The organism is Alteromonas sp. CNT1-28, assembly GCF_022348345.1.
Taxonomy (GTDB): Bacteria; Pseudomonadota; Gammaproteobacteria; order Enterobacterales; family Alteromonadaceae; genus Alteromonas; species Alteromonas macleodii.
The window spans coordinates 1-1,063 of the sequence record NZ_JAKREZ010000104.1 but is presented as its reverse complement, the minus strand read 5'-3'; the positions used below and the strand labels follow the sequence as shown (position 1 = coordinate 1,063).

General features: G+C 46.3%; 1 protein-coding gene. It reads left to right on the top strand.

Annotation, left to right across the window (positions count from 1 at the left end):
• A partial coding sequence (locus MHN02_RS21520) for an IS110 family transposase (RefSeq protein WP_239247985.1) occupies positions 1-852 on the top strand: 852 nt, incomplete at its 5' end.
• Positions 853-1,063: the final 211 nt, after the last annotated feature.

The window sequence follows — 1,063 nt, the reverse complement described above, 5'->3', positions numbered from 1 at the left end:
AGGGAATTGACGAAAGCCGGGCATGAAGTCAAAGCAATAGCACCGCAATACGTTGTAGCATACCGAAAAGGCAATAAACACGATTACAATGATGCAGAGGCGATAGCCGAGGCATCACAACGCGAAGGGATGCGATTTGTGCCGTTTAAGTCTCAGGACCAACAAGACATCCAGCTTATGCATCGGATTAGAGAGCGTATGATAGCGCAGCAAACGGCGTTGAGTAATCAGATAAGAGGCTTATTGAGCGAATACGGTATTGTGTATGTACGGGGTGTAGCGACTTTGGTGAAAGAGCTGCCTTTAACCCTGGAAGAAGCTGACAATGGATTGAGTATGTTAGCTCGCCGACAGTTTCAAGGCTTACTCAATGATTTGCGGGAACTGCGAGAGCACATAAAAGAAATGGATAAGGAGTTGAAAGCGTTCTCACAAAGCCAGCCTGTATGCGAGCGTTTAATGAGCATGACAGGAATTGGGCCTTTGATTGCTACCGCCTTATATGCAGGCATTGGACAAGGTCAGGCTTTTAATAGCGGCCGACATTTAGCCGCTTGGTTAGGTGTAGTGCCCAAACAACATACAACGGGAGATAACCCGAGATTGTTGGGTATTAGCAAGCGAGGGAACACGTATTTACGGACCCAGATAATTAACGGCGCCAGGGCCGCCTTGCGCCATATTGGTGATAAAACCGATAAGGTGAGCGAGTGGTGTCGGGCTTGTTTAGCACGCATGAGCTTTAACAAAGCGTGCGTCGCACTGGCTAATAAAATGGTAAGAATGGCCTGGGCTATGCTGCACTATCAACAGGACTACCAGCCAGGACTGATAAATAAAGTAGCGGCTTAGCCGATGAAACCCAAACCAAAGATAAGTAAATAAACTAAAACAGGAAGCCTATCAACATATTGCAAAAAGACAACGTACTGATGATTAACGGTTCATAACCATCTTGTTCAAATCAGTTTATACCAAGGGCCTTCGAGGCCGCCGGATTGATGAGACAACAAGATGCGAACAACCATCAAGGCTAGAAGTCAATTGACTTCACGAAAAAGCC